This window comes from Stenotrophomonas sp. GZD-301, assembly GCF_049310345.1.
GTDB lineage: Bacteria > Pseudomonadota > Gammaproteobacteria > Xanthomonadales > Xanthomonadaceae > Stenotrophomonas.
The window spans coordinates 82,884-104,498 of record NZ_JBMOWY010000050.1 but is presented as its reverse complement, the minus strand read 5'-3'; the positions used below and the strand labels follow the sequence as shown (position 1 = coordinate 104,498).

19 protein-coding genes and 1 pseudogene are annotated in these 21,615 nt (G+C 69.1%); 4 read left to right on the top strand and 16 right to left on the bottom strand.

Annotated features, from left to right (window positions below; translation table 11 throughout):
- Positions 1–130: 130 nt before the first annotated feature.
- From ACO6VK_RS14010 to flhB, 15 genes and pseudogenes are all read right to left on the bottom strand, one after another.
- On the bottom strand, positions 131–2,125 hold the full coding sequence (locus ACO6VK_RS14010) for a chemotaxis protein CheA (protein ID WP_422508096.1): 1,995 nt from the start codon (positions 2,123–2,125) through the stop codon (positions 131–133).
- A gap of 57 nt (positions 2,126–2,182) precedes the next feature.
- Positions 2,183–2,548 carry a response regulator gene (locus ACO6VK_RS14005; protein ID WP_136004044.1) on the bottom strand — a complete coding sequence of 122 codons (366 nt, stop codon included), beginning with the start codon at positions 2,546–2,548 and terminating at the stop codon, positions 2,183–2,185.
- Positions 2,545–2,853 carry an STAS domain-containing protein gene (locus tag ACO6VK_RS14000; RefSeq protein WP_422508093.1) on the bottom strand — a complete coding sequence of 103 codons (309 nt, stop codon included), beginning with the start codon at positions 2,851–2,853 and terminating at the stop codon, positions 2,545–2,547. Before ACO6VK_RS14000 ends, ACO6VK_RS14005 begins: the two co-directional genes overlap by 4 nt.
- A gap of 80 nt (positions 2,854–2,933) precedes the next feature.
- Positions 2,934–4,235, bottom strand: a complete 1,302-nt coding sequence (locus tag ACO6VK_RS13995) for a chemotaxis protein CheW (protein ID WP_422508091.1) — start codon at positions 4,233–4,235, stop codon at positions 2,934–2,936.
- Positions 4,232–5,014, bottom strand: a complete 783-nt coding sequence (locus tag ACO6VK_RS13990) for a ParA family protein (protein WP_422508089.1) — start codon at positions 5,012–5,014, stop codon at positions 4,232–4,234. The genes ACO6VK_RS13995 and ACO6VK_RS13990 overlap by 4 nt, the downstream gene beginning before the upstream one ends.
- Before the next feature lie 122 nt (positions 5,015–5,136).
- Positions 5,137–6,024 (bottom strand): annotated as a pseudogene (motD, locus tag ACO6VK_RS13985) (flagellar motor protein MotD); the annotation flags it as partial.
- A gap of 1 nt (position 6,025) precedes the next feature.
- Entirely contained in the window at positions 6,026–6,766 is a 741-nt protein-coding gene (locus tag ACO6VK_RS13980; RefSeq protein WP_017357458.1) for a flagellar motor protein, read from the bottom strand.
- Positions 6,767–6,880: 114 nt separating this feature from the next.
- The gene (locus tag ACO6VK_RS13975; protein ID WP_422508086.1) at positions 6,881–8,689 is read right to left on the bottom strand and encodes a chemotaxis protein CheA; all 1,809 of its coding nucleotides are present in this window, start codon (positions 8,687–8,689) and stop codon (positions 6,881–6,883) included.
- Between the two features lie 4 nt (positions 8,690–8,693).
- The gene (locus tag ACO6VK_RS13970) at positions 8,694–9,308 is read right to left on the bottom strand and encodes a protein phosphatase CheZ (protein ID WP_422508084.1); all 615 of its coding nucleotides are present in this window, start codon (positions 9,306–9,308) and stop codon (positions 8,694–8,696) included.
- Complete coding sequence (cheY, locus tag ACO6VK_RS13965; RefSeq protein ID WP_017357461.1) at positions 9,308–9,700, bottom strand: chemotaxis response regulator CheY; 393 nt, start codon at positions 9,698–9,700, stop codon at positions 9,308–9,310. The genes ACO6VK_RS13970 and cheY overlap by 1 nt, the downstream gene beginning before the upstream one ends.
- Positions 9,701–9,716: 16 nt before the next feature.
- The gene (locus tag ACO6VK_RS13960; RefSeq protein ID WP_422508082.1) at positions 9,717–10,463 is read right to left on the bottom strand and encodes an RNA polymerase sigma factor FliA; all 747 of its coding nucleotides are present in this window, start codon (positions 10,461–10,463) and stop codon (positions 9,717–9,719) included.
- Positions 10,460–11,347, bottom strand: a complete 888-nt coding sequence (locus ACO6VK_RS13955; protein ID WP_017357463.1) for a MinD/ParA family ATP-binding protein — start codon at positions 11,345–11,347, stop codon at positions 10,460–10,462. Before ACO6VK_RS13955 ends, ACO6VK_RS13960 begins: the two co-directional genes overlap by 4 nt.
- A complete protein-coding gene (locus tag ACO6VK_RS13950) occupies positions 11,334–13,037 on the bottom strand; it encodes an AAA family ATPase (protein ID WP_422508080.1) in 1,704 nt (567 codons plus the stop codon). Before ACO6VK_RS13950 ends, ACO6VK_RS13955 begins: the two co-directional genes overlap by 14 nt.
- A gap of 152 nt (positions 13,038–13,189) precedes the next feature.
- A complete protein-coding gene (flhA, locus tag ACO6VK_RS13945) occupies positions 13,190–15,271 on the bottom strand; it encodes a flagellar biosynthesis protein FlhA (RefSeq protein ID WP_422508108.1) in 2,082 nt (693 codons plus the stop codon).
- Positions 15,272–15,288: 17 nt separating this feature from the next.
- Positions 15,289–16,419, bottom strand: a complete 1,131-nt coding sequence (gene flhB / locus ACO6VK_RS13940) for a flagellar biosynthesis protein FlhB (protein ID WP_422508078.1) — start codon at positions 16,417–16,419, stop codon at positions 15,289–15,291.
- Between the two features lie 252 nt (positions 16,420–16,671).
- Between flhB and ACO6VK_RS13935 the strand changes: the two genes are divergently transcribed.
- The 4 genes from ACO6VK_RS13935 to ACO6VK_RS13920 are packed head-to-tail and all read left to right on the top strand — an operon-like array spanning position 16,672 to position 19,395.
- On the top strand, positions 16,672–17,079 hold the full coding sequence (locus ACO6VK_RS13935) for a PAAR domain-containing protein (protein WP_422508076.1): 408 nt from the start codon (positions 16,672–16,674) through the stop codon (positions 17,077–17,079).
- Positions 17,076–17,912, top strand: coding sequence for a DUF4123 domain-containing protein (locus tag ACO6VK_RS13930; protein ID WP_422508074.1), 837 nt, complete (start codon positions 17,076–17,078; stop codon positions 17,910–17,912). The genes ACO6VK_RS13935 and ACO6VK_RS13930 overlap by 4 nt, the downstream gene beginning before the upstream one ends.
- 11 nt (positions 17,913–17,923) lie before the next feature.
- Positions 17,924–18,634, top strand: coding sequence for a Tox-REase-5 domain-containing protein (locus ACO6VK_RS13925; RefSeq protein ID WP_422508072.1), 711 nt, complete (start codon positions 17,924–17,926; stop codon positions 18,632–18,634).
- On the top strand, positions 18,631–19,395 hold the full coding sequence (locus tag ACO6VK_RS13920; RefSeq protein WP_422508070.1) for a hypothetical protein: 765 nt from the start codon (positions 18,631–18,633) through the stop codon (positions 19,393–19,395). The genes ACO6VK_RS13925 and ACO6VK_RS13920 overlap by 4 nt, the downstream gene beginning before the upstream one ends.
- Positions 19,396–19,410: 15 nt before the next feature.
- Here ACO6VK_RS13920 and ACO6VK_RS13915 read toward each other — a convergent pair whose 3' ends face one another.
- Positions 19,411–21,564 carry a putative bifunctional diguanylate cyclase/phosphodiesterase gene (locus tag ACO6VK_RS13915; protein ID WP_422508068.1) on the bottom strand — a complete coding sequence of 718 codons (2,154 nt, stop codon included), beginning with the start codon at positions 21,562–21,564 and terminating at the stop codon, positions 19,411–19,413.
- Positions 21,565–21,615 lie beyond the last annotated feature (51 nt).

The following is a 21,615-nucleotide window of genomic DNA, read 5'->3' as shown; positions in this document are numbered from 1 at the left end:
CCATCAGAGAACGCCTGGAGCCGGCCAGCGGCCGGCACTACACGCGTCATATCGGCGCCTGTGCGGGGCGCGCAGAACAAAACGCCCCCGCATGTGGCGGGGGCGTGCATTCACCCGTAGTACGCGCGCACTACGCCGCCTGCGGCATCCGCAGCGAACGCACCAGGCCGCCGATATCCACGATCAGCGCGACGCGGCCGTCGCCCAGAATGGTGGCGCCGGAGACCCCGCTGATGCGGCGGTAGTTGTTCTCGATGTTCTTGACCACCACCTGCTGCTGGCCAACCAGTTCATCCACTTCCAGCGCGATCTTCTGGCCATCGCCTTCGACCACCACCACCAGCGAATCGTCCTTGGTGCGCCCGCTGTAGCCGTAGTACTCGCTGAGCGACAGGATCGGCAGGTACTCGCCGCGAACCCGCAGCACGCGGCCTTCGCCGGCCATCGTGCGCACGTCTTCGGCCTGCGGCTGCAGGGCCTCGAGCACGTAGGCCAGTGGCAGGATCAGGGTTTCGCCAGCCACCGACACGGTCATGCCGTCGAGGATGGCCAGGGTAAGCGGCAGGCGGATCAGCACGCGGGTGCCGTTGCCGGCCTGGCTTTCCAGCTGCACTTCGCCGCCCAGCGCCTGGATGTTGCGGCGGACCACGTCCATGCCCACGCCGCGCCCGGAGAGATCCGTGACGGCATCGGCGGTGGAGAAACCGGGCTGGAAGATCAGGTCCCAGACCTGTGCGTCGGTGGGGTTGTCCGGCACGCTCAGGCCGCGTTCGACGGCCTTGGACAGAATCTTGTCGCGGTTCAGGCCGCGGCCGTCGTCGCTGACTTCAATCACGATGTGCCCGCCCTGGTGCGAGGCGGCGAGGGTGATCGTACCGGTCTCATCCTTGCCGGCGTCGCGGCGGACGTCGGGCATTTCCAGCCCGTGGTCGATCGAGTTGCGGACCAGGTGCACGAGCGGATCGGCGATCTTTTCGATCAGGCCCTTGTCCAGCTCGGTACCTTCGCCGATGGTGCGCAGGCGCACGTGCTTGCCCAGGCGCGAGGACAGGTCACGGACCAGGCGCGGGAAGCGGCGGAACACCGCGTCCACCGGCAGCATGCGCACGCCGATCACCGCTTCCTGCAGGTCACGGGTGTTGCGTTCGAGCAGGTCCAGGCCGGCGAACAGCTGCTCGGCATGGACCGGGTCCAGGGCGTGCGAGACCTGCTTGAGCATGGCCTGGGTGATGACCAGTTCGCCGACCAGGTTGATCAGGGCGTCGACCTTTTCAACGGCGACGCGGATCGAGGTTTCCGCTTCATGCGCGGCGGCGGCGGCCGGCGCGGCAGCAGCAGCGGCCACAGGTGCGGCTGCCGCAGCGGGGGCGGCGACCGCGGCCGGTGCCGCCGGTGCGCTGGTGGCCAGGCTCGGCGGCGCAGCCGGACGGATGTCCAGTTCGCAGTCGTCCACCACCCACGCGAAGGTGTCTTCAATCTTGCTGCGCGGCACCTTGCCGACCAGGCCCAGGTCCCAGGCCAGGTGGGCTTCGAGCGGATCGAGCTGGGCGAACCCGGGCAGGCGCTCCATGCGTGCAGCGACCTGCAGCGAACCCAGGTGCTCCAGCTCGCGGATGATGCGCAGCGGATCGTTGCCGCTCATGAACAGCGACGGCGACGGCACGAAGCCGATCTGCCAGGCTTCCGGCGTATCGTCCACTGGTGCGGCGGCGACCGGGGCGGCAGCCGCCACGGCCTGGCCGGACAGCACCGCTTCCAGGCGCGCCTTGACGTTGGCCACCGCTTGCGGATCGGCGGGCTGGCCATGTTCGGCTTCACGCAGCAGGGCGCGCAGCACGTCCACCGAGGACAGCATGGCGTCCACGGCAGCCGGTTCCAGTGCGCGCTTGCCGGCGCGCAGTTCATCCAGCAGCGTTTCCAGCACGTGGGTCAACGCGGCGATCGCGTCGAAGCCGAAGGTGCCGGCGCCGCCCTTGATCGAATGCGCGGCGCGGAACACGGAGTTGATGATCTCCGGGTCCTGCTGGCCCGATTCGAGTGCCAGCAGTCCGGCCTCCATCGCATCCAGCCCTTCGCGGCTTTCTTCGAAGAACGTGGCGTGGAAACGTTGCAGATCCATGCTCATGGTGCGTTGGGTCCGGTTGCGGGAAGGGGGGAGGGCGGAAGCGAAGCGGGCTGGGACTCAGCCCAGCACTTTCTGTACGGTGGCGACCAGCTGTTCGGGATTGAACGGCTTGACCAGCCAACCGGTGGCACCGGCGGCCTTGCCTTCGGACTTCTTGTCGGCGGCCGACTCGGTGGTCAGCATCAGCATTGGCGTGAACTTGTAGTCGGCCAGCTGGCGCAGTTCGCGGATCAGCGAGATGCCGTCCATGTTGGGCATGTTGACGTCGGTGACCACCGCATTGAAGCGCTGACCCTTGGCCCGGCCGAGTGCGATCGCACCGTCTTCGGCTTCTTCGACGGTGAAGCCGGCCGAGGTGAGGGCGAATGAGACCATCTGGCGCATCGACGCCGAATCGTCCACCACCAAGATACGTGCGCTCATGCAGCGTTCTCCACAGATTTCAGGTTGTCATGGGGTGCATCCAGGCCCAGGGCCTGGGTGACGCCGAGCAGGCGCGCGGCGTCACGGAAGGTTGCAGTGCAACCGTCGAATCCGGTCGCATGGCCCGCCTGGCGGCGGGCGTCGACGAATGCGCACAGGACCTGCATTGCTGCGGTATGGATACGGCTGACGTCGCTGGCATCCAGCGTCAGTGCGCCGGCCTGGTCCACAAAGGGGGCCAGGCGGGATTTGAGCTCGGTGCTGGTCTCGATACCGAGATCACCACCCAGGGCCACAGTGCTCATCGTTGCTCCGGACAAACGGTTCCGAGGTTGATAACGGCCCCGTGAGGGGAACCTTTAGGCCCGGCGCGACCGGCCAGCCCTCAGTTCAGCAGCTGCGTGGCATCAAGCAGGATCATCGGCTGGGCGGTGACGCGGGCGACGCCACGGAACAGGTCGTTGGAGATCTGGCAGATCCGGGCGGTGTCGGGCGGTTCGATCTGCGAGTCGGTGAGGTTGGCGACGTCTTCCACCGCCGATACACGCAGGCCCATCGTCTCGCCGTCCTCCTCGAGCACCACGATGCGAGTGTTGGCATCGTTGGCGGCCGGGCCGCTGCCGAGGTGGATGCCCAGGTCCATCACCGGCACCACCTGGCCGCGCAGGTTCATGATCCCCAGCATCGCCGGCGCGGTGCCGCGCAACGGCAGCAGCGGCACCGGCAGGACCACTTCCTGCACCTTCAGCAGTTCCAGTGCATAGGCCTGGGTGCCGCAGCGCAGGCGCAGCCAGCGCGAGGCGCGTTCGCTGGCGCGGCGGTTTTCGCGCGGGCTGGAGGCCGGATCGCGCGCCTGCGCCTGCAGTTCTTCCCAGCTGTTGGGGCGGCCGCCGCGCGGCGGTGGTGCGGCGGGGCGCGGCAGCGGTGCCGGCATCGCACGCGCGACCGGGGCCGGCGCTGCAGGTGCAGGTGCTGGCGGCGGTGGTGTCGGTGTCGGCGCGGCAACCGGTTCGGCGGCACGCGCGACCACGGCCACCGGCGCGCTGTCGTGCAGCACCTCGTCGGGCAGGTCGTCCCAGCCGGGGCGCGCCTCTGCCTGCGGGGCAGGCGAGATCACCGGGCCGAGCGCGGGGTCGTTCATCAGCTCGTCGAGCAGTGCCAGATTGGCCGGCGCGCCGGGCGAGGTCGGGGTGTCATGCGCAGGCGCGGCCTGGACCGGGCCGAGCGCGGGGTCGTTCATCAGTTCGTCGAGCAGTGCCAGATTGGCCGGCGCGCCAGGCGAGGTGGGGGTGTCATGCGCGGGCGCGGCCTCTACCGGCCCGAGCGCGGGGTCGTTCATCAGCTCGTCGAGCAGTGCCAGATTGGCCGGCGCGCCCGGCGAGGTGGGGGTGTCATGCGTGGGCGCGGCCTCGACCGGTCCGAGCGCGGGATCGTTCATCAGCTCGTCGAGCAGCGCCAGGTGGGCCGGCGCGCCGGCCGAGGTCGGGGTATCGAAGGCGACATCGGCCGCCGGCGCGTCGCTGTCCACGTCGGGGCGGGCGAACTCGGCGCTGATCGCCTGGGCCACGCCGCCGGCATCGTCCTCGTCGACGGCAGGCGGAGGCGCTGCCGCCACGGCCGGGGCCGCCGGCACGGCATCGCCGAGCAGCTGCTCCAGGTAATCGTCGAGCACGCCGGTGGTACTCATGCCGCGCGCTCCATCTGCTGGGCATCGTCGGCCAGGATCCACTCCAGCGCACGGCGATAGGCGGCCAGGCCGCGGCCGGGGTAGTCGTCCGACTGCGACGGCACGGTCAGGCTGGCGGCGTTGCAGATGCGGGTGTCCACCGGGATCGCGTCTTCCCAGACGCGGAGCCCGTGCCGTTCCTGCATCAGCTTGACGGTCTCGTGGCCGGCGCGGGTGCGGCGGTCGAACAGCGTCGGCAGGATCGACATCGGCAGCGTGCGCCGGCGCGAACGTTCGACCATCTCGCCGGTCCGCACCATGCCATCCAGGCCGTGCAGCGCCAGCGGTTCGGCCTGGGTGGGAATGATCAGGCGGTCGGCGGCGGCCAGCGCGTTGATCATCAGCAGGCCCAGGGTCGGGGCGCAGTCGAGCAGGATGTAGTCGTGCTGGCCGTGGTGCCGGGTCAGCGCCTGCTGCAGCGCCAGCCCGAGCCCGGGCTGGTTGGCGCTGCGGCGCTCCAGTGTGGCCAGCGCCGCCTGGGCGCAGACATGGTCCAGCCCCGGGATGGCGGTGGCATGGGCGAGCGCGGACAGCTCGGCCGGCGGGGTGGCGAACAGTTCCAGCACACCCTGCGGCGGCGGATCGACCGCGACACCGAACGCGCGGGTCAGCGAGGCGTGCGGATCCAGGTCGATCAGCAGCACACGGTGGCCGAGCGCGGCCAGACCGCGACCGAGCGCGAGGGTGGTGGTGGTCTTGCCCACGCCGCCCTTCTGATTGGCAATGGCCCAGATACGCATGCGGTTCACTCCTTCATTGCAGGGGGGACGGCGGCGCCGACACGGCTGCCAGCCGGCACCGGTGGCAACTGCACCGGCGCGATGGGGGAAACGGGGGAGGGGGCGGCCGCCGCAGCGGTGGCCGGTGCGGCGCGTTCGGTATCGGCGGTGAGCTGCGGGCCAATCGGGTCCACGCCCTGGGAGGTGTCAGCGAGGATGATCACCATCACCCGGCGGTTGCGGTTGCGCCCTTCGGCGCTGGCGTTGTCTTCGCGCGGGCGGAACTGGCCATAGCCGACCATCGCCAGCCGCGAGGGCTGCAGGCCCTGGTCGGCAAACAGATGCACCACGCTTGCCGCACGCGCGGCCGAGAGTTCCCAGTTGGACGGGAACAGTGCGGTGGCGATCGGCACGTTGTCGGTGTGGCCTTCCACGCGCACCCCGTTGGGCGCGTCGTGCAGCACCTTGGCCAGGCTGGACAGGGTGTCGCGCGCGTGCACATCCAGCGACGCCGAGCCGGTGGTGAACAGGATGTCGCTGTTGATCTCCACTTCGATCCACAGTTCGGTGCGGCGCACGGTGATCATGCCGCGGTCGATCAGCGGCGCCAGCGTGGCGGTCAGGCGGTCGGCGATGCCGTTGAGCTGGCGCTCGGCCCGCTTGAGCTGTTCCTGGTTGTGCACCGAGACCGGCATGCGCATCTGCGAGGCCATCGCCGGCAGCAGGGTGGGGTCGTTGGACGGCGCCGGCGCGGACGGGCCGATCTTGGTGCCGGACTTGATCACCGACGGGCTGTCCCAGCCGCCGCCCTGGACCTGCTGGTTGCCCACCTGCACCGGGTTGATGGTGCGCGGGGCGCCACCGAAGGCGGTGGTCAGTGCATCGGCCATGACCCGGTACTTGCCCTCGTTGATCGAGGAGATCGCGTACATCACCACGAAGAAGGCCAGCAGCAGCGTCATGAGGTCGGCATAGGGGATCGCCCAGGCCTCGTGGTTGGCATGCTCTTCGTGGTGCTTGCGACGGGCCATGTCAGTGCAGGAAGCCGGACAGGTTGGTTTCGATGTTGCGCGGGTTTTCGCCCTGCGCGATCGAGATCAGGCCTTCGATGATCATCTCGCGGTCGCGGCTGTTGTGGTGGATCACGCTCTTGAGCTTGGCCGACACCGGCAGGAACAGCAGGTTGGCCGAGGCGATGCCGTAGATGGTGGCGGTGAACGCCGCAGCGATGCCGTGGCCCAGCTTGCTGGGGTCGGCGAGGTTCTTCATCACCGCGATCAGGCCGAGCACGGCGCCGATGATGCCCAGGGTGGGCGCGTAGATGCCCATGCCCTCGAACACCTTGGAGGCGGCCAGGTCCTGGCTCTCCTGGCTGCCCAGTTCGATCTCCATCATGTGGCGGATGGTTTCCGGCTCCACGCCGTCCACCAGCAGCTGCAGGCCCTTGCGCAGGAACGGATCGTCCTGCGCCTCGACCTGGGCTTCCAGGCCCAGCAGACCCTGGCGGCGGGCGATGTTGCTCCACTCGACGATCTGCTGGATCAGCTCGCGGCGGTCGCTGCTCGGCGGGCGCACGACCCAGCGCACGATCTTGAAGGCATGCTTGAACACGGCGGGCGAGGTGTGTAGCAGGATCGCGGCGAGGGTGCCCACGATCACGATCACGAAGGCGGCCGGCGACCACAGCGAGGCCAGCCCCGCGCCTTTGAGGATGCTGCCGCCGACCAGTGAGGCCAGGGCGAGAAAAAGTCCAATGAGGCTGAGTCTATCCATGAGTCCGGTATCGGCTTGTGTGAATGGGACTTGAGACGCCGACGGAACAGGGTGATGCGGCGGTCACACTTTTGGGGGGAGAAGCCGCCGGGCAGCGCCCGGCGCTACCGGAGGTCAGCGCAGGCCGTCTACGTCGAGGATCAGCGACATGCGGCCGTCGCCGATCAGGGTGGCCCCGGCGTAGCCGCGCAGGCCGCGCAATGCCTTGGGCAGCGGCTTGATCACCACTTCCTCGCGGCCCCGCACCTGGTCCACGACCAGCCCGAAGCGGGCTTCACCGGCCTGCAGCACCACGATGGTGAGCAGCGGCGAGGGCACCGGGTCCACCTCTAGCCAATGGCGCAGGTCCACCAGCGGCAGGGTGTGCGACTTGCGGTCCAGCACCGCGCGGCCGTCGAACCAGCCCAGCGAGGTGTTCGGGGCGTGCAGCACTTCCATCACGCGCGCCAGCGGCAGCGCGTAGACGTCCTCGCCGGCCTGCACCAGCAGGGTGGGCAGGATCGCCAGGGTGAGCGGCACGCGGATCATGAAGCGGCTGCCGCGGCCCAGCTCGGACTGGATCTGGATCTGGCCGCTCAGCTCGCGGATGCGCGACTGGACCACGTCCATGCCCACGCCGCGGCCGGAGATGTCGGTGACCTGCTGCTTGGTGGAGAAGCCGGGCAGGAACACCAGGTGCAGGCACTCCTCGCTGGTCAGGCGGGCGGCCGCTTCCGGATCGATCAGGCCCTTTTCACGGGCCTTCTGGCGCAGCCGCTCCGGGTCGATGCCGGCGCCGTCGTCCTGCACTTCGATGCTGACGTAGTCGCCTTCCTGCTGGGCCGACAGCCGCACGTGGCCGCCGCGCGGCTTGCCCTGGGCTTCGCGCAGGTCGGGCATTTCAACGCCGTGGTCGATCGCGTTGCGCACCAGATGCACCAGCGGATCGGCCAGGGCCTCCACCAGGTTGCGGTCCAGTTCGGTCTCGGCGCCGACCAGTTCCAGGTCCACTTCCTTTTTCAGCGAGCGGGCAACGTCGCGGGCCACCTTGGGGAAGCGCGAGAACACCTTGCCCACCGGCTGCATGCGGGTGCGCATCACCGCCGACTGCAGGCGCGCGGTGGCGATGTCCAGGGTGGAGACGGCGCGGTCCAGCTCTTCATCATGCAGGCGCGCGCGCAGGGTCTTGAGGCGGTTGCGCGAGAGCACCAGTTCGCCGATCAGATTGACGATGGCATCCAGGCGCTTGGTGTCCACGCGCACGGTGTGCTCGGCCTCGGCGACCGGTTTGTTGGGCGCCGGTTTGGCGGCGGCCGGGGCCGGGGCACGCGGGGCCGGTGCGGCGACGGCGGCCACGGGCTGGGCGCCGGGGGCGGCGCCACCGTGCAGCTGGTCGAGCAGGGCTTCGAATTCGTCTTCGCCGATCAGGCCATCGGCGGCCTTGGCCGGCGCCACGGCGGTCGGTGCCGCGCCGCCATGCAGCTGGTCGAGCAGCGCCTCGAACTCGTCATCGGTGATCAGTGCACCCGCGGCCGCCGGGGCGGCCACCGGCGCCGGCGTGGCCGGTCCGTTGACGTCGAACTGGGCGATCAGCTCCGGCGGTGCGTAGCCCGGCTCGGTGCCGGCCGAGACCGAGTCCAGCATCGACTGCAGGTAGTCCAGCGACTGCTGGCCGGCGTCGAAGTGGTGTGCCTGCAGGGTGGCCTGGCCGGAACGGGCCATGCCGAGGGTCTCTTCGGCGGCGTGGCACAGCTCCACCATCGCCTGGATGCCGAGGAAGCCGGCACCGCCCTTGAGGGTGTGGAAGCCGCGGAACACGGCATTGAGCTGATCCGTATCCTGGGGCGACTGCTCCAGCGACACCAGCTGTTCGCCGAGGCGATCCAGGATCTCCTGGGCCTCGAGAATGAAATCGGCGGCAATGTCGTCCGGAACAGCACTCATCGTCTTACAACCCCAAATCGGAGAGCAGGTCGTCAGCGTCGACCTGGGATACCTGGTGGCGGTCAAGCCCGGTGACGGCCGGGCCGGCCAGTCCGGTGTCGCGCCTGCGCGCGTCGTCGTCCTGCGGCGGCAGGCCGAGCGCACCGAACCCTTCGTGCACGCGGCGCACGATGCCCACCACGCGGCGGATGATCTGCCCGGTCAGGTCCTGATAGCTCTGGGTCAGGGCGATCTCGGTGAGGTTGTGGCGGATCCGGTCCAGCTGCAGGTCCTGGTCGGGGCTGAGCCCGTTGGCGCGCAGCTGCTCGGTCAACGCACGGCATTCCTCGGCCAGGTCCAGGGTGCGGTGGGTGGCCTGTTCGGTCATCGCCACCACGTGGTCCAGGCGCGCGCAGGCGTCATCCAGTTCGCCGGCTTCGCTGGGCAGACTGGGCAGTTCGCCCAGTGCCTGGCCGAGCTCGCGGGCGAGCCGGTTCAGGCCGGCCATCATCGGCTGCGTGCGCAGCGCGGCCAGCGCGTCGATTTCCCGGCGCCAGCCCGCCTCGTCGCCGCCTTCCAGCGCGGCCAGGGCGTCCTGCAGGCGCTGCACCAGCGCCGATTTGTCGCTGAGGGTTTCCATCAGGCGCTCGCTGCCAGGCGTTCGAAGATCTTGCCGAGCTTCTCTTCCAGCGTCTGCGCGGTGAACGGCTTGATGATGTAGCCGTTCACGCCGGACTGGGCCGCTTCGATGATCTGCTCGCGCTTGGCTTCAGCGGTCACCATCAGCACCGGCAGGGTTTTCAGCTTGGCGTCGGCGCGGATCGCCTTGAGCAGGTCGATGCCGGTCATCACCGGCATGTTCCAGTCGGTGACCACGAAGTCGAACGGCTGGCTCTGCAACAACGCCAGCGCGGCATGCCCGTCCTCGGCTTCGGCCGTATTGGTGAAGCCCAGATCGCCCAGCAGGTTCTTGACGATACGACGCATGGTCGAAAAATCGTCGACGATCAGGATACGCATGTTCTTGTTCAAAGCACTTTCCTCGATTTCAAGGGTTCTCGAGGCCGGCGTCGGCCGCCTCGAAGATCTTCAGTCGGCCGCGCAGGCGCAATACCGCCTGGCCGTGGATCTGGCAGACCCGGGATTCACTCACCCCGAGCACCGCGCCGATTTCTTTCAGGTTCAATTCCTGTTCGTAGTACAGCGACAGCACCAGCTGTTCGCGCTCGGGGAGCAGGCCGATCGCATTGCCCAGCTCGCGGCCGAACTCGCCGCGCTCCAGGACCTGCTGCGGGGTCGGGCCGCCCTGGGCGACGGTGTCCAGCTCGCCCTGGTCTTCGATCCGCGATTCCAGGCTCAGCACCTGGCCGCGTGCGGCGTCTTCCATCAGCCGCAGGTATTCCGGCAGCGGCATGTCCATCGCGCTGGCCACTTCGGTGGCGCTGGCGGCACGGCCGGTGCTCTGCTCCAGGCGGCGGATGGTGGCGGCGGCGTCGCGGGCACGGCGGTGCACCGAGCGCGGCACCCAGTCGCCACGGCGGATCTCATCGATCATCGAACCGCGGATGCGGATCGACGCGTAGGTCTCGAAGGAGGCGCCCTGATCAGCGTCATAGCTGCGCGAGGCCTCGATCAGGCCCATCATGCCGGCCTGGATCAGGTCGTCCACTTCCACGCTCGCCGGCAGGCGCGCGGCCAGGTGGTGGGCGATGCGCCGGACCAGGTCCGAGTGCTGGGCGATGCACTCGTTGGCGGCGGTACGTTGGACCTCTTTGTATTGTGCGGCGCCTTTCATGCGGCCACCCCGCGTTGTTTGAGGATGCGTTCGAGGAAGAATTCGACGCCGCCGCGCGGCTCGGTCGGGGCCTGCCAGCGGGCGGTACGGCGGGCGATCTCGGTGATCGCCAGCGCCGACGGGCTGGACGGGTAGGCCTTGACCACCGGCTGCTGGCGTTGCACCGACAGGCGCAGCCAGTCGTCCTGGGGGACGCAGCCGAGGTAGTTGAGCGACACGTCGGCCAGGAACTTCTCGCAGACCCGGGTCAGCTTTTCGTACAGCACGCGGCCTTCGTTGGGGTCGCGCACCATGTTGGCCACGACCTGGATGCGGTCCACGCCACGCTCGCGCGAGAGCACCTTGATCAGCGCGTAGGCGTCGGTGATCGAGGCCGGCTCGTCACAGACCACCACCACGGTGTCCTGTGCGGCCTGGCAGAAGGTGAGCACGCCATCGGTGATGCCGGCGGCGGTGTCCACCACCATGATGTCCAGCTCGCGCTCCAGCTCGGAGAACACGTTGACCAGGCCCACGTGTTCGGCCGGCTGCAGTTCGGCCATGTGGCGGCGACCGGACGCGGCCGGCACCACCAGCACGCCGCCCGGGCCCTCCATGATCACTTCCTCCAGCGTGCAGCGCCCGGCGACGAGGTCGGCCAGGGTCACCTTCGGCTGCAGGCCGAGGATCACGTCGATGTTGGCCAGGCCGAGGTCGGCGTCCAGCAGCAGCGTGCGTTTGCCCATGTCGGCGAGCGCCACGGCCAGGTTGGCCGAAACGTTCGTCTTGCCCACGCCGCCCTTGCCGCCAGTGACGGCGATGGTGCGGACAGGGCCCAGCGGTTGGCTGCGGGTAGCCGACAACGGGAAGGTCTTGGTCAGCTTGGCGTACTCACGCGACGGCATGGTTGAACTCCGGGTTGCAGGGCATATCGGCCGCGCGGCGCAAATCTTCAAGGCGAAGTACAAGATTGGCTGCACTGGCGCGGTGCAGGTCCTCCGGAACGTCCTGGCCGTCGGTCACCCAGGTGATCGGCAGGCGGTGGTCGACCGCCACGGACAGGGCGGTGCCGAAGCGGCCGGTCTCGTCCAGCTTGCTCAGCACCACGCCCTGCGGGTTGGCGGCGCTGAAGCGGCGGACCACTTCGTCCATGTCGCCGAAGCTGGTGTTGGCCGGCAGCACCAGCAGGGTGCGGATGCGGTCGGCGGCCCGCAGCCACTGCAGCTGGGCCGCCAGGGCGCGGTCGCGCGGGCCCAGGCCGGCGGTGTCGATCAGGACCAGCTTGTAGTCCTGCAGGCGTTCCAGCAGCTGGCTCAGGTCGGTGCCGCTGTTGGCCTCGTGCACCGCGATGCCGAGCTGGCGGCCGAACCCGTACAGCTGCTCGCGGGCGCCGATGCGGCCGGTGTCGGTGGTGACCAGGGCCACGTCGCGGGCGGCGTGCTTCTCGGCGAAGCGCGAGGCCAGCTTGGCAATGGTGGTGGTCTTGCCGGCGCCGGTCGGGCCGACCAGGGCGATCACGCCACCGGCCTCGAGCGGATCGACCGGAGCGATCGGCAGCTTCTTGGACAGCAGGCCCAGCATCAGCCCGCGGCCACGGTGGGCTTCGGTATCCAGCGGAATCTGCAGGGCCACGTCGCGGCTGATGCCGGCGTCGAAGCCATACTCGTCCATCAGGTCCAGCGCGGCCGCACGGACCGGCGAGCCGCGCAGGCGCTCGTCGGTGAAGCGGTGCATTTCACGCTCGATCACATGGCGCATGCCGGCCACTTCGTGACGCAGCTGGCGGATTTCCTCGTCGTCGCGCGGGACCACGGTCAGTTCCGGTGCCGGGCGGGCAACCGCCTCGGCGGCGACGTCGGCAGCCGCGGCGACCGCGACCGGCAGTGCCGGCGGCTGCGCTGCCGGCACCGGGGCGAGGACGGCCGGGGCCGGCTCGGCCACGGCGGCGACCGGCAGCGGCGGCATCGTCACCGGGGCCTCGGCCGGCGGTGCATACATCTGGATGTGCGGCGCGTCGTCCATCGGCGGGTCGATCACGAAACGGGCGCGGTTGATCGGGGCGGCAAGCGCTGCGACCGGGGCGGCCGTCGATGCGGGCGCGGCGGCGGCAGCCTGCTCGACGTTGAACGGCGCGAAGATCTGCTCCGGCAGCGACGGTTCATTGACGGGGGCGGCAACGCTGGCACGCGACAGCGTGGCGGCAAAGCCGGCGCTGCCCGGCGGGGGCACGTTCTCGTTGGCGGTATCCAGCGTGCGGCCGGTGGCACCAACGGCGGCGCGTGCCAGCGCAGCTACGGCCGAGGTGGTGGCGGCCACCGGTTCCGGGGCGACGACCGGCGCCTTGCGGCGGGTGACGGCGGCGATCACTGCATCGGCGGCGCTGCGCGGGCGCGGCACCGGCGGCGGGGCGACGTCCTTGCGGGCGGCTTCCAGGGCGCGCTGCACGGCGCCTTCGTCGTAGTTGGCGGCGGCCACGATCTCCACGCCTTCCTCGATCCGGCGGTTGGACAGGATCACCGCGTCAGGACCGTGTTCCTTGCGCACCAGGTTCATGGCCGAGCGCATATCGGAGGCGACGAAGCGTTTGATTTTCATGCTGTGGTACCGGGACTGGGGCGGCGGGGTGGTGGAAGGGAAGCGCTGGTTGTCGGTGGTCTGCACGGTCCGGGTTTCCCTTTGTGTCCTGCTGCGGTGATGTCAAAAGTGGGGGTGTCTGTTTTCTGGCGCGTTGCCGTCGGGGTCCCGGCTCAACTGATCGTGCCGACCAGCTTCAACCGTTTGTCCTCGGGCACCTCGCTGTAGGCCAGTACCGACAGCGAGGGGACGCTGTGGCGTACCAGCCGTGCCAGCGCGGCACGTACCGGGCCGGGAACCAGCACAACCGCGGGCTCGTTCTTCGCTTCCTGCTTGCCGACACATTCGGCCAGGCTCTGGTGCAGTCGCTCGGCGAGTCCGGGTTCCAGCGCGGCGCCGTTGCCCTGCGTGGACTCCTGCAAGACGCGTTCCAGTTGCGGGTTGAGAGTGAACACCGGCAGCTCCGCCGACATTCCGGCGATCTCCTGCACGATGAAACGCCCCAGCGCGTTGCGCACGGCGGCCGTCAGTACCGACGGGTCCTGGCTGTTGGGGGCGTTCTCCACCAGCGCTTCGACGATCTTGCGCAGCTGGCGGATCGGAATGCGTTCGATCAGCAGGTTCTGCAGCACCCGCACCACCGCCGACAGCGGCAGCGACTTGGGCGTGAGGTCTTCCACCAGCTTGGGCGCGCTCTTGGCGAGGTTGGCCAGCAGCTGCTGCACTTCCTCGTGGCCGAGCAGTTCCGGGGCGTGCTCGCGGATCAGGTGCGACAGGTGCGTGGCCACCACGGTGGCGGGGTCGACCACGGTGTAGCCCATCGATTCGGCATGGGCGCGCTGATGCGGCTGGATCCAGGTGGCATCCAGGCCGAACGCGGGGTCCTTGCCGGCAATGCCCTCCAGAGCACCGAGCGCGCTGCCCGGGTCCAGCGCCAGTTCGCGGTCCGGATGGATCTCGGCCGTCGCCACGGGCACGCCGTGGATGAGCAGGCGGTAGCCGGTGGCCGGCAACTCCAGGTTGTCGCGGATGTGGACCGACGGAATCAGGAAGCCGATGTCATGGGTGAGCTTGCGGCGCACGCCCTTGATCCGCGCCATCAGCTCGCCGCCCTGGTTTTTGTCCACCAGCGGAATCAGCCGGTAGCCCACTTCCAGGCCAAGCGGATCGACCGGGCGCAGTTCGTCCCAGGTCAGCTCGGCGGTGGGCGAGGCGGCAGCGCCGGGCAGGCCCGGTGCATCGGGGCGGCCGGCGCTGGCGGTTTCAGCGGCGCGGGCGGCAGCGGTGCTCTTCTTCCAGAGTTTCCAGGCGATGAAGCCGAGGATGGCGGCCAGCGTCAAGAAGGCGACGTTGGGCATGCCCGGGACCAGGCCGACCACGCCGAGGATGGCCGCGGCGATGGTCAGCGCGCGATGCTGGCCGAACACCTGGCCCATCATGGCCTGGCTCATGTCCTGCGAACGCGAGGCGCGGGTGACCAGCATGGCCACGGCCGAGGACACCAGCAGCGCCGGCAGCTGCGCCACCAGACCGTCGCCGATGGACAGCAGGGTGTAGGTGGCCGCGGCCTCGCCGAACGGCATGCCGTGCTGGAGCACGCCCACCGCCAGGCCGCCGAGCATGTTGATGAACAGGATCAGGATGCCGGCGATGGCATCGCCGCGGATGAACTTGCTGGCACCGTCCATCGCGCCGTAGAAGTCGGCTTCTTCACGGACTTCCTCGCGACGGGCCTTGGCCTCCTCACGCGTCAGCAAACCGGCGTTGAGGTCGGCGTCGATGGCCATCTGCTTGCCGGGCATGGCGTCGAGGATAAAGCGCGCGGTCACTTCCGAGACGCGCCCGGCGCCCTTGGTGATCACCACGAAGTTGATGATGGTCAGGATCGCGAACACCACGATGCCCACGGCGTAATTGCCGCCGATCACGAACTCGCCGAACGCGGCGATCACCTTGCCGGCCGCTTCGTGGCCGTTCTGGCCGTTGAGCAGGATCACGCGGGTGGAGGCCACGTTCAGCGCCAGGCGCAGCATGGTGGTGATCAGCAGCACGATCGGGAAGATGGTGAAGTCCAGCGGCCGCTTCACGTAGACCACCGCCAGCAGCACCATCAGCGAGATGGCGATGTTGAAGGTGAACAGGGCGTCCAGGACCGGCGGGGCCAGCGGCACCACCACCATCGCCAGCAACGCCAGCACGATCAGCGGGGCACCAAGCCCGTGGCGGATCATATCCAGCGCCTTGCGCACGTTCATTCCTGCAGGCTGGGCGCTCACGGGCGGGCTCCGTTGGTGAATTCTTCAATGTCGATGCGCGGCGAGGCCGGCATCGGGCCGGAACGCCAGCTGCGCAGCTGGTAGACGTAGGACAGGACCTGGGCGACGGCCGAATACAGTCTCACGGGGATTTCCTTGCCGAGTTGGCCTTCCCGATACAAGGCGCGTGCCAAAGGCGGCGCGGAGACGATGGCGACCTTGTTGCCGTCGGCCACTTCGCGGATGCGCAGGGCGGTTTCATCCACGCCCAGGGCCACCACGGTGGGGGCGCCCATCTTGCCGCCGTCGTATTTCAGGGCCACGGCGTAGTGGGTCGGGTTGACCACCACCACGTCGGCGGTAGGCACCGCTTCCATCATCCGGCGATTGGACATCTGCTGCTGCAGCTGGCGGATGCGGCCCTTCACCTCGGGGCTGCCCTCGCTCTCCTTCATTTCCCGGCGCAGCTCTTCGCGGGTCATCTTCAGCTTGCGCATCCAGTTCCAGCGCTGGTACGGGGCATCGATCGCCGCCAGCAGCAGCATCGCGCCGCCGGTGGCCAGCATCAGCTTCAGGGTGAAGCCCAGCCCGTGCACCATCGCCGCTTCCAGCGGCTGGTGGAGCAGGGCGCGCAGCGGCTGGATGCCGCCCCAGACCACCAGCCCGGCCGCCGTACCGACGAATGCGATGCGCAGCAGTGACTTGGTGAACTCGGCGATCGCCTCGGCGCCGTACAGGCGCTTCATCCCGGCCATCGGGCTGAGGCGCTTGAAGTCGGGCATCAGGGACTTGTTGGACCAGCGCAGCCCGCCCATCACCACCGGCGACAGGAAGCTGGCCAGCAGGCACACCACCACCAGCGGCCACAGGGCCAGCAGCAGTTGCGCCAGGCTTTCGCCGAAATGGCCGAACAGCGCCATCGGGTTCTGGCGCAGGCCGGGCTCGGGGCTCAGCGCCTGCTTCATCCAGGCCTGTGCATTGCGTGAAATGCCGCCGGAGAAGGCCATCAGCGCCAGCACCCCGGCGCCGAACACCGCTGCCGTGGCCAACTCGCGCGAGCGGGGGATGTTGCCCTGCTCGCGGGCGTCGCGCAGCCGTTTCTCGGTAGGTTGTTCGGTTTTTTCGCCGGCTTGTTCGTTCTCGGACATCGGGGCACGACACGGGGGAGGATTCCCCGGGGAACGTGCAAGTTCCGTTCCGTTCCGTTTCGCGGCCCGGATGCCGGTGCCTGCGGGGCGGGGCAGGCCGATCACGACAGCTGCGGCGCGTTGGGCGGTGCATGAGATCGCCCTGCCCGGGGGGACGCAACCGTCTACAGGCAGATTCAACGCAGTCCGATGGCGCTGCCGGTTCCGCCCGGGAGACAGTCCCCGGCCCACGGAGGGCAGGAGGACAGTGTCATGCGCAGGTACTGGATCGTCGTTGGTGACACCACCAGCAGTTGCGGGCGGGTGATCACCGGCTCGCCCTTCACCGATATCGAGGGCGCGGCGGTGGCGCGCGTGGGCGACTACGCCACCTGTCCGCTGCACGGCGGCGCGTTCTCCATCGTCGGCGGCGATCCCACCCTGCGCGTGGACGGTCAGCCGGTCGCGCTGGACGGGGACCTGCTTGCGTGCGGCTGCCACCTCCGTTCGACCGCGCAGCGGCTGGTGTACGTGGAGGAGGCGCCGGCGCGGGCGACGGAGGATGTTGTGGGACCGGAACAGGCCCGCGCGCCTGCAGCCGCACCCAGTGCGCCGCAGGTGTGTCAGGCGTGCCTGGAGGACGCCGCGCGGTCCGGAACGCCGATGGTGCGGTTGTCGTGAGCGGGCTGCAGGAATTCGCGCTGGTGGACTGTGCCGCGTCACCCGGACGCATCGGCGACCTGCGCTACCACGTCGCCAGCGCGGGGGTGGCCGCAAGGTGCCTGTTCGCCGGGCGTCCCGAGGCCGTCCATGCCGACGCGGCGCCCTGGCTGGTCGCCCTGCCGCAGGGCGCACTTCAGCAGCCGGTGGAGCGTTGGCGATTGGCGCTGGGCGGCACGGCAGCCGGCGTTACCCGGGTCTGGGCGGAGGGCGGGTTCGATGCGCTGTTCGACCACCTGCAGGCGTGCCTGGAACTGCGGCTCCCGGATGGCCAGCGGGCGTTGATGCGCTTCTATTGCCCGCGCGCCTGGCGGCGCTATGGCGAGGTGCTGACGCCGGCGCAGCAGCGCGCCGTGCTCGGCCCCGTGCAGGAATGGGAGACGACGCTGAAGGGGTGTTCTGTCACGGTACGCGCCGACACCGCCATTGCGCCTGCGGAGATGGCTCCGCTGCAGCTGTCCTCAGGGCAGTACGCCGCGCTGAGCCTGCCCGATCCCGCTGACTGGGCACCTGCACTGACGGCCGAGGTCCGCCGCGACTACCCAGGCGCCACGCTCGCCGTCGCCGACGATGCCCTGCGGGCGACTGTGCACGACAGCTACCGGCACGCCGTGCGTGCGCTGCGCATCACCCACCTGCCCACGCTGGTGCGCTGGGTCAAGGCCGACGTGGCGTGGGCACGCACGCTGCGCGACCACGCCGTGACCGGTGTGTGGTTCAACACCTCCGACCAGCCCAACGTGACCGCCGCCGACCTGCTCGCGCTGCTGGCCTCGCCACACCTGTCCCACTGAAAGGAGCTCCAATGGGCGCGATTCCCTTGCCTCTGCCACTTCCGCTTCCACCCCCGGCCCAGCCCGGCGGCTGGGATCCGACCCGCGAGGTGCCGAGCGGGCCGCGCCTGGGCCAGGTCTGGGCGGACATCCAGCGTGCGATCGGCATCGGCACCGCAGCGGAGCCGGCCGTGCAGGCGCGCGAGACCGACTGCGCGCAGACCAGCAACCAGAACGCCTGCACGCAGTGCAAGCTCTCGCAGGGGCGCCTGACGCCGGCCAACTACACCATTCCGTACAGGCAGTTTCGTGATTTCGACTACCAGCGTCGCATCGCCAACCTGTATGCGGGGCCGGAACGCTTCGACTACACCTATGGCGGAACGACGATGGACCGGGTGCTGGCCAGGGTGCCGAAATCCAGAAGCGAAATCACGATCACCGAATGGCAGCACGGCGCGATCCGGTTCGACGGATTCTGGCGATCGCGGTGCACGGTGATCGAGGCGAAGGGGCATTACCAGCAGTTCTTCGATGAGAAGGGGCGCTTGCATGCATGGGCGGCGGCCCGGTCGCCGAACGTGCTGGGCACGTGGGTGATTCAGGCTCAGACCCACCGTGTTCATGTGGCTGCGTTGGGCAGCCCAGCGAAACTGGAGTGGCACTTTCTGCAGGCAGGATGTTTTGCCGCCGCGTGTAGAGCGTTCGGGCCGTTGGCCGACATCTGCAGGCACTCTCCGTGAGCGGCTTGTTCACCGCGTTCATTGATGTCGTTCTGCCGGCCGAAGCGATTGACCCGTGCGTGCTGCACCGGCGATTGCTTGATCTGACAACGCGTCTGGCCGACGTTCATCCGCTATTGGCAACATGGTACGAGCCGCCCCGTGCGGAGGGCGAGGTCGCCATGCCATTGGCCGATACTGACGGATTCATCGCGCGGATCACGCGAAATACGGCACAGGATCTCGTCATGCACCCGCACAGGCCGATGGCGGGAGGCGCTGACGCCAATCTCCGTAACACGCGGGACACTCACGACTGGCTGATGCCGGGCCGCCTGTCGATGTCCTATATGCCGTGGTGCGGGAGGCTGACGTTTGACATCAATGACCCGCTTGAGGCCTTCGGCGCCGCGACCCCAGGAATCGTGCGCGACTGTATCGCAGCCGTGGCAGCATCACTGGATACGCCATTCATCGGCACGGACGTGAGCTGCCTGCTGGCCGGAGGCAGTGGCTTCGACAGCTACGCGCTCGACCACCGCCTGTTCCCCCATCGCCGCTGGCTCGGCTGGATGGGGTTTGTCCCGGAACTGGTTCCGCATCGTTACCTCCCCGAAGCCGCTGCCGTCCATGTGGTCAACGGCCGCGGCACGATCATCGTGGCCGTGGAAGGCTGCCTGGACCTGCGCAACAGGGCGCACCTGCGGCAGGTGCACGAGGTTGAAGCGCGGATGGCGCAGCTGGGGCTGCTGGATGTCACCGATGCGACGCTGCTGGAGTGACCCGGCCGGGCCCGCTCAGCCGGCCGGGTGGCCGGGCTGGGAGAGGCCTTCGTCCGCGCTCCATTCCGGTGCCACTTCCATCCGCGGCCGCGGATGGTCATGCAGCTGCATGAAGCGCTGCGCGTCCACCGGCCGGCCGAGCAGGTAGCCCTGCAGGTAGTCGCAGCCCAGCCGCTCCAGGTACGCGCGCTGGCCGGCGGTTTCCACGCCTTCGGCGACGATGTCCATGTCCAGTGCATGGCCCAGGGCGACGATCGCCGAGACGATCACCACATCCTCCGAACTGTTTTCCAGATCGCGCACGAAGGCGTGGTCGATCTTGATCTCGCTGGCCGGCAGCCGCTTGAGGTACAGCAGGCTGGAATAGCCGGTACCGAAGTCGTCGATGGAGATGCCCACGCCCAGCGTGGCCAGCGCCTGCAGCAGGCGCAGGCTGGCCTCGGTGTCGCGCATGACGGTGTTCTCGGTGATCTCCAGGATCAGCCGCCGCGGGTCCATGCGGTGGGTCTGCAGTACGCGTCGCACCTCCTGCAGCAGGTCCGGCGAGCTGAACTGGACCGGCGACAGGTTGACCGACACGGTCCAGCTGTCGTGGCCGGCGTCGTGCCATTCGCGCAGCTGCCGGCATGCCTCATCCAGCGCCCAGCGGCCGATCTCGTTGATCACGCCGCTGCGTTCGGCGAGCCGGATGAAGCGCTCGGGCGGCACCAGGCCGTGCTGTGGATGACGCCAGCGGATCAGGGCCTCGGCGCCGCAGACGGTGTGTGCGGCCACCCGGGTCTTGGGCTGGTAGTGCAGGAACAGCTGGTCGGTGCCGATCGCCCGGCGCAGGTCGGCCAGCAGCTGGAACTGCTGCTCGGCGCTGTCGTTCATCCAATCGGAGAACAGCACCTGCGCGTTGCGGCCGGCTTCCTTGGCCTGGTACATCGCCGCGTCGGCGAACGCCATCAATTGCCGTTCGCTGGCGGCATGATCGGGGCAGATGGCGATGCCGATGCTGGCGGTGACCTGCAGCTCATGGTCCGGCAGCAGCGGCTCGTGGCCGATGGTCTGGATGATGCGGCTGGCCAGGGCGGCAATGTCCTCGCCGTTGTCGATGCCGACCACCAGCACGAACTCGTCACCGCCCAGCCGTGCGATCACATCGTCGGGGCGCAGCAGCTGGCGGGTGCGCTCGGCCACGGCGACCAGCAGCGCGTCGCCGGTCTGGTGGCCGTAGGCATCGTTGACCTGCTTGAACCCGTCCAGGTCCATGAACATCACGGCGAAGCGGGTGCCGTTGCGCTCGGCGTGGGCCAGCGACTGTTCGATGTGCTGCTGCAGCAGCAGCCGGTTGGGCAGGCGGGTGAGCGGATCGTGCAGGGCGGCCTGGGTCAGTTCGGCCTGGGCGTCGTAGAGCGAGGTGCGCAGGTCCGAGTTGCGTACCCGCAGCAGGTGCGACTGCATGCGCTGGTCCAGCCAGGACACCACCAGCACGATGGTCAGGATCGAGATGGTGAGCACCAGCACGATCGCCGCCAGCCACTGCGTCTGCAGCCCGTCCTGTCCGGCCGCGCCGCAGATGCTGCCGGCGGGAAAACGCGCCGCTGCCATGCCGGTGTAGTGCATGCCCACGATGGCGGTGCCGAGCAGAACCGCCGGCGCCAGCCGGTCGCGCAGGCGGCGTTGGCTGCCGCGCAGGCGGAAGGCCACGAACAGGGCGGTCCAGGAGGCGGCCACGGCGATCAGTACCGAGGCCACGAACCAGGCCGGGTCGTACACGATGCCCGGCTGCATGCGCATCGCGGCCATGCCCAGGTAGTGCATCGAGGCGATGCCGATGCCCATCAGCAAGGCCCCCAGCGCCAGCCGCGTGTGCGGCAGGGTGGGCAGCGAGACCAGCCAGAGGGCGAATACGGACGAGGCGATCGCGGCCAGCAGCGACATCCCCGTGATGGCGATGTCGTAGCCCAGCGGGATGGGCAGGCGGAAGGCCAGCATGCCGATGAAGTGCATCGACCAGATGCCGAGCCCCATCGCACACCCGCCGCCGGCGAGCCAGAGCGCGGTCTGGCGTCGGCTCGGCGCGGTGGTGACCCGTGCGGCCATGTCCAGCGCGGTGAAGGACGCCATCACGGCGACCAGGAGCGAGATCAGTACAAGGGACGGGGCGTAGCTGCCGACGAGCATGGGTGACTCTCCCTGGCCTGCACGAATGCAATGGCATGGCGTACACCGCCG

Excerpts from the sequence above, each read along its gene's own strand:
- ACO6VK_RS14010 (WP_422508096.1), bottom strand. The coding sequence starts at position 2,125 with ATGAGCATGGATCTGCAACGTTTCCACGCCACGTTCTTCGAAGAAAGC.
- ACO6VK_RS14005 (WP_136004044.1), bottom strand. The coding sequence starts at position 2,548 with ATGAGCGCACGTATCTTGGTGGTGGACGATTCGGCGTCGATGCGCCAG.
- ACO6VK_RS14000 (WP_422508093.1), bottom strand. The coding sequence starts at position 2,853 with ATGAGCACTGTGGCCCTGGGTGGTGATCTCGGTATCGAGACCAGCACC.
- ACO6VK_RS13995 (WP_422508091.1), bottom strand. The coding sequence starts at position 4,235 with ATGAGTACCACCGGCGTGCTCGACGATTACCTGGAGCAGCTGCTCGGC.
- ACO6VK_RS13990 (WP_422508089.1), bottom strand. The coding sequence starts at position 5,014 with ATGCGTATCTGGGCCATTGCCAATCAGAAGGGCGGCGTGGGCAAGACC.
- ACO6VK_RS13980 (WP_017357458.1), bottom strand. The coding sequence starts at position 6,766 with ATGGATAGACTCAGCCTCATTGGACTTTTTCTCGCCCTGGCCTCACTG.
- ACO6VK_RS13975 (WP_422508086.1), bottom strand. The coding sequence starts at position 8,689 with ATGAGTGCTGTTCCGGACGACATTGCCGCCGATTTCATTCTCGAGGCC.
- ACO6VK_RS13970 (WP_422508084.1), bottom strand. The coding sequence starts at position 9,308 with ATGGAAACCCTCAGCGACAAATCGGCGCTGGTGCAGCGCCTGCAGGAC.
- ACO6VK_RS13960 (WP_422508082.1), bottom strand. The coding sequence starts at position 10,463 with ATGAAAGGCGCCGCACAATACAAAGAGGTCCAACGTACCGCCGCCAAC.
- ACO6VK_RS13955 (WP_017357463.1), bottom strand. The coding sequence starts at position 11,347 with ATGCCGTCGCGTGAGTACGCCAAGCTGACCAAGACCTTCCCGTTGTCG.
- ACO6VK_RS13950 (WP_422508080.1), bottom strand. The coding sequence starts at position 13,037 with ATGAAAATCAAACGCTTCGTCGCCTCCGATATGCGCTCGGCCATGAAC.
- flhA (WP_422508108.1), bottom strand. The coding sequence starts at position 15,271 with ATGAACGTGCGCAAGGCGCTGGATATGATCCGCCACGGGCTTGGTGCC.
- flhB (WP_422508078.1), bottom strand. The coding sequence starts at position 16,419 with ATGTCCGAGAACGAACAAGCCGGCGAAAAAACCGAACAACCTACCGAG.
- ACO6VK_RS13935 (WP_422508076.1), top strand. The coding sequence starts at position 16,672 with ATGCGCAGGTACTGGATCGTCGTTGGTGACACCACCAGCAGTTGCGGG.
- ACO6VK_RS13925 (WP_422508072.1), top strand. The coding sequence starts at position 17,924 with ATGGGCGCGATTCCCTTGCCTCTGCCACTTCCGCTTCCACCCCCGGCC.
- ACO6VK_RS13915 (WP_422508068.1), bottom strand. The coding sequence starts at position 21,564 with ATGCTCGTCGGCAGCTACGCCCCGTCCCTTGTACTGATCTCGCTCCTG.